Below are 10,437 nucleotides of genomic sequence, written 5' to 3'. Positions count from 1 at the left end.
GCGGGGTGGGTGGAGTCCAGAGGTAGGGAGGGGGGAGTCGGAACACCCCTCCCTGCCTCTGGCCCAGCGGAGCGTCCTTGCACGCTGACGGCAGGCAAAAACTTTCCATCCAAACCGCAAACCTTCCGGTTACGCCAGAGGCTCCATCTCAGAGGGAGCTGTCAAAACCGGCAGGTTTTGACTGAGGGAGTTCCCTCTTGCGAAAAAAATCACAATTTCTGGAAGCGACGGCGGGCAAAAACCGAAAATCAGCATCACTGCTTGCTTTAGCGCACTAAAGAAAGTACAAAACCGCTAAAAAATTTCTTAATTTTTGGTGCGTTTGTCGGGCGGTTTGCGTTTACTTTATTGCCGGAATCTGCTATTATAGTATACAAGCAATAGTGCCTTTTATGGGGTTCTCCGGTCCCAGCGGGCATATTGCCCCGCGCAAAAGGTACCAAATTCTGAATAATGGAGGAAGAAAAATGCCTAGAGCAAAGCAAACTATGGATGGCAATACCGCTGCCGCCCATGTAGCGTATGCCTACACGGACGTGGCTGCCATCTACCCCATTACCCCGTCTTCTCCGATGGCTGACTCTGTGGACCAGTGGTCTGCAGCCGGCCAGAAGAACATCTTCGGCAACCAGGTCAAGGTCGTTGAGATGGAGTCCGAGGCCGGCGCCGCTGGTGCTGTCCACGGCTCTCTGGGTGCAGGTGCTGTTACCACCACCTTCACCGCTTCTCAGGGCCTGCTGCTGATGATCCCCAATATGTACAAGATCGCTGCTGAGCAGCTGCCCTGCGTGTTCGATGTTTCTGCACGTACCGTTGCTACCCAGTCCCTGAACATCTTTGGTGATCACAGCGACGTTATGGCTTGCCGCCAGACCGGCTTTGCAATGCTGGTCGAGAGCAGCGTGCAGGAAGTTATGGATCTGTCCCCTGTCGCACATCTGTGCGCCATTGAGGGCAAGGTTCCCTTCCTGAACTTCTTCGATGGCTTCCGTACCTCTCACGAGTACCAGAAGATCGAGAAGTGGGACTACGCTGATCTGAAGGAAATGTGCAACATGGAGGCTGTTGAGGAGTTCCGCAAGAAGGCTCTGAACCCCGAAAGCCCCAAGATGCGCGGTTCCCACGAGAACGGCGACGTGTTCTTCCAGCACCGCGAGGCCTGCAACAGCGTTTACAACGCTCTGCCGGCTGTTGTTGAGAAGTACATGGCTAAGATCAACGCAAAGCTGGGCACCAACTACGATCTGTTCAACTACTACGGCGCAGCCGATGCTGACCGTGTGATCGTGGCTATGGGCTCCATCTGCGACGTTGCTGACGAGGTCATCGACTACCTGAACGCCAAGGGCGAGAAGGTCGGTATCATCAAGGTCCGCCTGTACCGTCCCTGGGTGTCCTCCGCTCTGCTGAAGGTCCTGCCCAAGACCGCCAAGAAGGTGGCTGTGCTGGACCGCACCAAGGAGCCCGGCTCTCTGGGCGAGCCCCTGTACCTGGATGTTGCCGCTACCCTGCGTGAGGCTGGCCTGAACGATATCGTTCTGACCGGCGGCCGCTACGGTCTGGGCAGCAAGGACACTCCCCCGTCCTCCATCTTCGCTCTGTACAAGGAGCTGGAGAAGGATCAGCCGAAGGAGCGTTTCACTCTGGGTATCACCGATGACGTCACCTTCCTGTCCCTGCCCGAGGTCAAGCCCGCTCCCATCACTGCAGCTGCTGGCACCAAGGAGTGCAAGTTCTGGGGTCTGGGCGGCGACGGCACCGTCGGCGCAAACAAGAACTCCGTCAAGATCATTGGCGACCATACCGACAAGTATGTTCAGGCATACTTCCAGTATGACTCCAAGAAGACCGGCGGCGTGACCATCAGCCACCTGCGTTTCGGCGACAAGCCCATCCGCAGCCCCTACTACATCAACCAGGCTGACTTCGTGGCCTGCCACAACCCCGCTTACATCCACATGGGCATGAAGATGGTCCAGGATGTTAAGCCCGGCGGCGTGTTCATGATCAACTGCCAGTGGTCCGATGAGGAGCTGGGCCAGCACCTGAACGCCGAGGCAAAGAAGTATATCGCTGACAACAACATCCAGCTGTATACCATCAATGCTATCGATAAGGCTATCGAGATCGGCATGGGCAAGCGCACCAACACCATCCTGCAGGCTGCATTCTTCAAGCTGGCTGACGTCATGCCTATCGATGACGCCGTCAACTTCATGAAGCAGGCCGCTCAGAAGAGCTACGGCAAGAAGGGCCAGGACGTCGTTGAGATGAACTGGAAGGCCATTGACGCAGGCGTTGACGCTATCCACAAGGTAGACGTGCCCGCATCCTGGTCCAACCCCGAGGCTGATCCCGCACCCAAGGCTCTGGCTGGCCGTCCGGCACTGGTCAAGCAGATCCGCGACGTCATGGAGCCCATTGCCCGTATGGACGGCGACAGCCTGCCTGTTTCCTCCTTCGTGGCAAATGCAAACGGCGAGTGGGAGCAGGGCGCTTCTGCATACGAGAAGCGCGGCACCGCTGTCAACGTCCCCGAGTGGGATGCTGCAAAGTGCGTTGGCTGCAACCAGTGTGCATTCGTGTGCTCTCATGCAACCATCCGTCCCTTCCTGCTGACCGCTGACGAGCTGGCAGCTGCTCCTGCCCAGACCAAGAGCCGCGATAACAAGCTGACCCCCGAGTACAAGTTTGTTATGGCTGTTTCTCCGCTGGACTGCATGGGCTGCGGCGAGTGCGTCACCGTCTGCCCCACCAAGGCTATCACCATGGTTCCTCAGGACAGCCAGGCCGATCAGCAGGCAGTCTTTGACTACTGCGTGGCCAACATCTCCAAGAAGGCTACCAAGATGGCCGATGACACCGTTATGGGCTCTCAGTTCAACCAGCCCCTGCTGGAGTTCTCTGGCTCCTGCGCAGGCTGTGCCGAGACCTCTTACGCTCGCCTGATCACTCAGCTGTTCGGCGAGAAGATGTACATCTCCAACGCTACCGGCTGCTCCTCTATCTGGGGCGGCACCGCTTCCATCTCTCCGTACACCGTCAACAAGGACAGCGGCCATGGTCCTGCATGGTGCAACTCCCTGTTCGAGGATAACGCAGAGCATGGTCTGGGCCTGTACATCGGCCAGAAGACCATCCGCGAGAACCTGATCAAGGAGATCGCAGAGGTTGCTGGTTCCGACAAGGCTTCTGCTGAGCTGAAGGCTGCTTACGAGAAGTTCATCGCAACCAAGAACAACACCAAGGCCAACGACGAGCCCGCAAAGGCCCTGATCGCTGAGCTGGAGAAGGCTGCTGCTGCCGGCTGCGAGAAGTCTGCAGAGATCCTGAAGAGCAAGCAGTACATCGCCAAGAAGTCCGTCTGGATCTTCGGCGGCGACGGCTGGGCATACGACATCGGCTTCGGCGGTCTGGATCACGTTCTGGCTTCCGGCGAGGATGTCAACGTGATGGTCTTCGATACTGAGATGTACTCCAACACCGGTGGACAGGCTTCCAAGGCCTCCAACATCGGCGAGGTCTGCCAGTTCGCTGCTGCAGGTAAGGAGATCAGCAAGAAGAGCCTGTCCGAGATCGCAATGACCTACGGTTACATCTATGTTGCTCAGATCGCTCTGGGCGCTAACATGAACCAGGCTGTCAAGGCTATTGCCGAGGCTGAGGCTTACCCCGGCCCCTCTCTGATCATCGGCTACGCTCCCTGCGAGCTGCACGGTGTTAAGGGCGGCATGACCAACTGCCAGAACGAGATGAAGAAGGCAGTCGAGGCTGGCTACTGGAACCTGTTCACCTTCAACCCCGCCAACAAGGCACAGGGCAAGAACCCCTTCACCCTGACCTCCAAGGCTGTGGACAACGAGAAGTATCAGGCTCTGCTGGCAAACGAGACCCGTTACAGCCGTCTGACCCGCGCCTTCCCCGAGCGTGCTAAGGAGCTGTTCGCTCGCAACCAGGAGGTTGCAAACGACCGCTACGAGCACCTGACCCGTCTGGTCGAGCTGTACAAGTAAGCTGTTTTTAAGCAGCGGCAGAGACATCAAATGAACCAGCGGCCCCTGCTCTTTCCCGTGTGAAGAGCGGCAGCCCCGCATCGGCGGTTACTGCGCAATGCAGCGGTGCGGAACTGTGGAATTTGCCTTTGCCGTGCACAGAACAGGCTGAACGTTTTGCCCTGTACCTGACAGAACGGTCGAAAAACCTGATTTCATTCCCCTCCTTTTGCGCAGGGGCTTGAGATACCAAAGCGCCCGCGAGGGCCCTTGAGAGCACACCCCGCGTGTGTCAGGAGCATAAGGTCTGCGTGCAGATACCTTGCTCCGCCTGCGGCATAAGACCTGCTTTGCAGGGATCTTGCCTCAGTGAAAAAACTGCATCAGTTTTTAGCGCCCCGTTCACCCTCCGGTGACCGGGGCGTATTTTTGTGTAAATGAAACTATAAGCCCGGAGCGTCCGCAGACGCTCCGGGCTTATATATTGACGAAATAAAAGTTATTTGTTTGTCACAAATTCAATTTTGACATTCATTCCCATACCAGCCGCAAGGCGCTGCAAGGTGCGCAGAGAAGGGTTTGCATTTCCCCGTTCCAACTTGCTGATATCGGCCTGTGCAATGCCGGTGCGCTCCGAAAGCTGTTTCTGGGTCAGACCGCTTTCCTTCCGGGCATCGATCATAGCTTGCGCAATGGTAAGCTCCGGCTGAAGAGCATCCCATTCGGCCTTAAAAGAAGGCCGCTGTAATTGTTCATTCAAATAATTCCGAAAATCACTCATGAGGAACTCTCCTTTCGATAAAAATAGTCCGCACGATACTTTTGCGCCAGTGCAATTTCCTCCGGCGGTGTTTTTTGCGTCTTTTTGACAAAGCCGTTTGTCAGGATGATCTGATGCCCTACCACGAAGAAATATAAAATGCGTGTAATGTTGCTGCTTTGCTTGGCACGCAATTCAAAAATGCCATCTCCCAATGATTTGGAATAAGGCTCTCGCAGTTGTGTGCCATTGGTTTCCAATAGGGAGATCGTGCCCAAAAGCTTTGCCAGCATTTTGTCATCCAGCGTATCCAGAAAATCACGAACCGGGCAGCTGCCGTCTGCTTTATAATAAAAATTTACTTCAAAAGCAGACATTTTCAGCATCCTTTCCGGTCAATGACATCCTACGATTATAATATAGGATAAAACAAATATTGTCAAGAAAATTTTTTATCACAAAATCTTCCAGAATTTTCCGCTTCCTTTTTACAGTTTCTTCATAGCTTCTTAACGAAATGAATGGTGAAAGCTGTTATACTTTTGCCATGGGAAGCGGGGCCGCAACCACTTCCCAAGTAACATGATTCCTCCTCACACCAAGGCAATATCCAAGCAAAACACCCTTCTCTGTGCGCCGCAACACGGAGAAGGGTGTTTTGTTTCTGTAAGACGCCGTAAAAATCTTTGCAAAACCTCGCTTTAGGGTTGACCCCATTTTTTTGCGGCGCTATAATAAAAAAGGATATAGCCAGTGCAGTGCCCGGCGCGGGTGCTGCGGAATTTACGAAAACTGGGAGGTGAACGCAGGACAATGGACCCTGATCATAGTCGAAGTAGCTCCACCGATGCGGTAGATCGGACAACAAAAAGTACTGCGTTCGCCTTTTTGCCCCCGGCGGCTTAAAAAGCCCCCGGCATAGGAAAGGCGCGGCTTTGCGTGCGCGGAAATGGCTGCATTTGCGGCATTCCGGCACCGGGCGGCGCGTTTTTTGTTTCCCGACCTGCTGCATCCTCCGGCGCGGAGAAAGCCCTCCGTGCCGTATAGTACCCAGAGGAGGTAGCCCATGGATATGGAAGAAAAGAAGCTGGAAACCAACACGGAACAGAACCTGCCGGTGCAGGAGCTGCCCGCCGATATCCCCGCCGAGGTGCGTCAGAAGCTGGCGGAGGATCTGAACGAGGAAGCCACCGAGGATCTGAAGCAGGATATGCGGGAGGCAGAGCGGGAGGAAGCCAATGACGAAGAGGTCAAGGCAAACCCCGAGATGCTGACCAAGAGCCGTCTGCTGAAGCTGCTGATCAAAAAGCAGTACGTCAAGCTGCGCGAGGTGACTGAAGAAGAGCAGCCCGCCGACCTTGCCGAGCTGCTGGAAGAGCTGGACGAGAACAACCGTCTGGTGGTGTTCCGTCTGCTGAAAAAGGAAGTTGCCACCGAAGCCTTTGCCTATATGTCTGACGAAGCCCGGGACGATCTGGTGAACGCTTTCTCGGACGTGGAGCTGGTGAGCGCCATCGAGGAGATGAGCCTGGACGATGCCGCCGACCTGCTGGAGGATATGCCCGCAGGCGTGGTCAAGCGGGTGCTGGAAAAATCCTCCCGGGAGACCCGCGAGAGCCTGAACAAGCTGCTGAATTACCCGGAAAGCTCTGCCGGCAGCCTGATGACCCCGGAATATGTGCGTCTGCGCATGGATATGACGGTGGAACAGGCTTTTGCCGCCATCCGCAAGCAGGGCGAGAACGCCGAGACCGTCTACACCTGCTATGTGGTGGAGAGCAACCGGCTGCAGGGCGTTGTCTCGGCCCGCAATCTGCTGCTGGCAGACCCCAAGACCCCCATCACGGAGATCATGGACGACAATCTGGTCACCGTGAAGGTCACCGACGATCAGGAGTTCGTGGCCCGTGAGATGCAGCGCTACGACTTTACCGCCATGCCCGTTCTGGACAACGAGGGGATGTTTGTGGGTATCATCACCATCGATGATGCCATTGACGTTCTGACCGACGAGAGCACCGAGGATATGCAGAAGATGGCCGCCATTCTCCCGGATGACGACGCCACTACCTACTTTGGCACCAGCGTGTGGACCCACGCCAAGCAGCGCATCCCGTGGCTGCTGATTTTGATGCTGTCCGCTACCTTTACCGGCATGGTCACCACCCACTACGAGGAAGCCTTTGTCAGCCTGCCGCTGCTGGTCTCCTTCATGCCCATGCTGATGGATACCGCCGGTAACTGCGGCAACCAGATCAGCACTCTGATGGTGCGCGGTCTGGCACTGGGCGAGGTAGAGCCTGCCGACTTTATGCGGGTGCTGGCCAAGGAGCTGCGGGTGTCTGCTATCGTGGGCGCAGTGCTGGGCATCGTGAATGGCCTGCGCATCTACCTGATGTACACCTTCCTCTTCCCCGGTCAGTACGCCAACGTGATGGGCTACGCCATCGTGGTCAGCGTGTCGCTGTTCTTCAGTGTCATTCTGGCAAAGCTGGTGGGCGGTATGCTGCCGCTTGCCGCCAAAAAGCTGGGTGCCGACCCCGCCATTATGGCTACCCCCTTCATCACCACCATTGTGGACGCCTGCAGCCTGATCCTCTATTTCCAGATCGCACAGCTGGTGTTCCGCAATATGATGTAAAGAATAAAGCAATGCCGGACGGTCTGCGGACCGCCCGGCATTTTTTATGGGATGAACCCTCTCAGTCATCGCTGCGCGATGCCAGCTCCCCCAAGGGGACGCCTTTGGCATAGCGGTTAAGCTTCCGGTCACGACCCAACCCGTGAAAAAGCAGAGCGGGAAAATCCGCAGATTTTCCCGCTCTGCAAATTATAAAATATCCTTTCCGCTATGGATGCGCAGAGCAAAGCGGAGCGCATTTAAAATCGTTGTTTCCCCGGGCTGCGGCGCACAAAGCAGTGTGCAGCAGTCCCGCTCTTTTCCAGTGTGGAAAACCACAGTTTGTGTTCGTTTTCCACACCGGGTTTTTCTCCCCGGCGGTTTGTGGAAAACTGCCCGGGGCAAAATTCCAGATTGGAGAAAAGCAAACCCGTAAGCCGGAGTAAACTGTAAAAACAAAAGAAAAACCTTCGACTTTCTTTTTTATAAAAGGCAGATTGCCCACATTTTTGCCCACAAATTTCCAGAATGCGGCGGCATCCATTACGGCTTGTATAGGGTTTTCCTCCATTGGATGTGGAAAACTATGTGGAAAAGGTGGAAAACATCGTTGGAAACTGCGCTTCTTTTTCACAAAAACGGTGGAAAACCCGGTGGAAAAAGTGAAAAGTTCATTCCAGACCGGATAATCCATACAATTTTCGGTTGTCGTTTTGGGACTTGAAACCCGCATGAATGCTGTGCTTTTCCCGCCTTTTCCACATCCCGGCGGCTGTGGTGTGAAAAAACTGCGCGTGCAGCCTGTCTGCCGGGAAAGAAAGTGCAGTTTCACCGCCTTCCGCGTGGATTTTCTTGAATGCGGGGGCCTGTCATGGTAAAATAGGGGTAACATGAAACTGGCGGGGCATCCCGCAACGGAGGCGAAACACATGAACAACTGGCTGAACAGGCTGGAGCGCAAGTATGGCCGCTATGGCATCCCGAACCTGACCAATATTTTGGTGGCGGGGCAGATCTTAGTGTTGGCCATCGAGCTGTTTGTTGACCGCACCATCACGGGCTGGCTGGGGCTGAACCGGTTCCTTCTGCTGCAAGGGCAGGTCTGGCGGGTGATCAGCTTTATATTCATCCCCTTTTCCGGCGGCAGCATCCTCAGCGTGGTGCTGGGCATCTACTTCACATGGTTCATCGGCACCGCACTGGAACGGGAGTGGGGGGATTTCCGCTACACGGTGTATCTGCTGTCCGGCGTGCTGGGCACGGTGCTGGGCTGTCTGCTCACCGGCGTGACCGCCAGCACCTACTGCTTGTCTCTCTCACTGCTGCTGGCTTTTGCCATGCTCTACCCGGAGGTGCAGCTGCTGCTCTTCTTCATCATCCCCATCAGGGTGAAATACTTCGGCGTTTTCGCGGCAGTGCTGTGGGTGTTCAGTTTTCTGGGCGCATCCCTGCCCGGCAAGCTGGACTACCTGTTGTCCATGCTCAACGTCTGGCTCTTTTTTGCCCCCATGGCCTACCGCTCCCTCCGCGCATGGGTGCGCCGGGAGCAGTGGAAGAGGAAGAACAGGAGATAAGAGCCCTCTCAGGCGCTCCCGCGCCAGCTCCCCCGAAGGGGGAGCCAAGCCATGAAGCTCATCACTAAAGTATTAGGTATAACGAGGAAGTTTCTGGCAGTGCTCTTGGCTCTCCCTTTGGGAGAGCTGGCAAAGCCGACAGGCTTTGACTGAGAGGGCGCAACCCGATAGCGGAAGCCATTTTAAATCGTCTTACGTCTCACAAAAGGAGTACTCCCATCATGATGCTGGACCGCATGGAAGGCAACGCAGAACTGAAAACCAGCGTGCAGCAGATGCTGGCCACCCGCCGGCTGACCCATAGCGTGCTGCTGGTGGGCGAAGCCGGTCTTGGCACCGGCTTTGCCGCCCGCTGCATCGCCGCCGACTACCTCTACCCCGCCGGCGGTGCCGCTGCCGAAGCGCTGCTGCGGGGCGAGTGCTGCCGCGCCGTGGCAAAAGCCGGTAAGCGCGACAGCGGCACGGTGGAGACCGGCATCGTGCGGGAGGCCATCTCGGTGTCCGGTATGGGCAGCGGCGGGAAATATCTGGTGGGTCAGGTCACTGCCATGCGCAGCGAAATTTTTAACACCAGCCTTTCCGCCGAGGGTCGCGCGGTGCTTTTGTATCATGTGGAGCGCATGAACGAGGAATCCGCCAACGCCCTGCTCAAGGTCATGGAAGAGCCGCCGGAGGGGGTGCTGTTTCTGCTCACGGCGGATTCGCTGGCCAGCGTGCTGCCCACCATCCGCAGCCGCTGCGTCAGCTTTGCGGTGGCACCGGTGTCCCCCGCCGACTGCACCCGCTACTGCGCGGCGCAGGGGGTGGACAAAAAAACAGCCGCACTGTACAGTGAGCTGTTCGATGGTCATATCGGCACGGTGCTGGCGGTCGCCCGGGACGAAGCCCGCGCCGCACAGGTGGAAAAGGCGCTGGAGCTTGCCCGCGCCGCTGCCGCCCGGGATAGCTACACCGCCGCCGTGCTGCTTGCCGCCTACGAAAAGGATAAAGCTGCCGCCGCCGCCCTGCTGACCGATTTCCGCGCTGTGGCAGCGGCAGGTCTGCGCAGCAGCCCCCGCGCCCCGGTGCAGGGCACACAGGCGCGGCAGGCGGTGCGTCTGGCAGATGCCGCCTTGCAGCGGCTGGGCGCACAGGTAAACCCAAAAGTGGTGTTGACGGTGTTTGCGGCAAAGCTGCGCACCGTTTAAATAACGAAACAACAAGAAACCCCTCCGGCGCTTGCGGTACACCGGAGGGGTTTCTTGTTTGGGGTATTGCTTTGGTGTGAGGAGGAATCATGTGCGGGGAAGTGGTTGCGGCCCCACTGTCCCTGCAAGATACAGTATACCCGATTTTACGAAAAAAGTCATTACATTTCTGTGAAAAATCAAAAAAGTTCTTGAAACTTTGTACCGCAGTGCGAAAAAAATACAAAATGAAACGTTTAAGAAGAAAAACTTAACTCCCTCAGTCAAAACCTGACGGTTTTGCCAGCTCCCTCTGGGAGGGAGC

General features: G+C 56.3%; 7 protein-coding genes. 4 read left to right on the top strand and 3 right to left on the bottom strand.

The features are described from left to right. The first annotated feature begins 467 nt into the window (after positions 1–467). A complete protein-coding gene (gene nifJ, locus WMO44_RS13885) occupies positions 468–4,013 on the top strand; it encodes a pyruvate:ferredoxin (flavodoxin) oxidoreductase (RefSeq protein WP_349152928.1) in 3,546 nt (1,181 codons plus the stop codon). A 478-nt stretch (positions 4,014–4,491) separates the two neighbouring features. Here the strand turns inward: nifJ and WMO44_RS13880 are convergent, their stop codons facing one another. Both WMO44_RS13880 and WMO44_RS13875 read right to left on the bottom strand, forming a co-directional pair. After that, positions 4,492–4,773: a helix-turn-helix domain-containing protein gene (locus WMO44_RS13880; RefSeq protein ID WP_005924206.1), complete on the bottom strand. Its 282-nt coding sequence runs from the start codon at positions 4,771–4,773 to the stop codon at positions 4,492–4,494. After that, the gene (locus tag WMO44_RS13875) at positions 4,770–5,129 is read right to left on the bottom strand and encodes a type II toxin-antitoxin system RelE/ParE family toxin (protein WP_015537096.1); all 360 of its coding nucleotides are present in this window, start codon (positions 5,127–5,129) and stop codon (positions 4,770–4,772) included. Before WMO44_RS13875 ends, WMO44_RS13880 begins: the two co-directional genes overlap by 4 nt. A 689-nt stretch (positions 5,130–5,818) precedes the next feature. Here WMO44_RS13875 and mgtE point away from each other — a divergent pair. Further along, entirely contained in the window at positions 5,819–7,393 is a 1,575-nt protein-coding gene (gene mgtE, locus WMO44_RS13870) for a magnesium transporter (RefSeq protein WP_349152927.1), read from the top strand. Between the two features lie 208 nt (positions 7,394–7,601). On the opposite strand, the gene WMO44_RS13865 is transcribed toward mgtE, so the two are convergent. Next, complete coding sequence (locus tag WMO44_RS13865) at positions 7,602–8,204, bottom strand: hypothetical protein (RefSeq protein ID WP_349152926.1); 603 nt, start codon at positions 8,202–8,204, stop codon at positions 7,602–7,604. Between the two features lie 97 nt (positions 8,205–8,301). On the opposite strand from WMO44_RS13865, the gene WMO44_RS13860 reads away from it, so the two are divergent. Together WMO44_RS13860 and WMO44_RS13855 are read left to right on the top strand one after the other, a co-directional pair. Then, positions 8,302–8,946 carry a rhomboid family intramembrane serine protease gene (locus WMO44_RS13860; RefSeq protein ID WP_349152925.1) on the top strand — a complete coding sequence of 215 codons (645 nt, stop codon included), beginning with the start codon at positions 8,302–8,304 and terminating at the stop codon, positions 8,944–8,946. 221 nt (positions 8,947–9,167) lie between these two features. Further along, entirely contained in the window at positions 9,168–10,133 is a 966-nt protein-coding gene (locus WMO44_RS13855; protein ID WP_097778951.1) for a DNA polymerase III delta subunit-related protein, read from the top strand. Positions 10,134–10,437 lie beyond the last annotated feature (304 nt).

Source organism: Faecalibacterium tardum, assembly GCF_040096515.1.
Classification (GTDB): Bacteria; Bacillota; Clostridia; order Oscillospirales; family Ruminococcaceae; genus Faecalibacterium; species Faecalibacterium tardum.
The sequence above is the reverse complement of the archived record's forward strand: the minus strand, read 5'-3'. Positions and strand labels throughout refer to the sequence as shown.